1 protein-coding gene is annotated in these 246 nt (G+C 63.0%); it reads left to right on the top strand.

What is annotated here, in order from left to right; genetic code table 11:
• Positions 1-246 (top strand): pyridoxal-dependent decarboxylase (locus KVT34_RS30785; RefSeq protein WP_254635255.1); only part of this gene is annotated, 246 nt, incomplete at both ends.

Below are 246 nucleotides of genomic sequence, written 5' to 3'. Positions count from 1 at the left end.
CGTCATCCTAGGCTCTTCCTTGATGCATTACTCGATCGATAAGGCCGCGGATATTCTCGGCTTGGGGAGCGACGGCGTGATTCGGGTCGGCTGCGACTCCCGGGGCCGGATCGATCTGTCGAAGCTGGCGAAGGAGATCGCCGCTTGCCACGAACGAGGGGACCGGGTCCTCGCCATCGTCGGCATCGCCGGCACAACGGAAAGCGGAGCCATCGATCCGCTGCAAGAATTGGCACGAATGGCCCG

Source organism: Paenibacillus sp. GbtcB18 (assembly GCF_019091125.1).
GTDB classification, from domain to species: domain Bacteria; phylum Bacillota; class Bacilli; order Paenibacillales; family NBRC-103111; genus Paenibacillus_F; species Paenibacillus_F chitinolyticus.
This window is presented reverse-complemented; position numbering and strand designations above follow the sequence as displayed.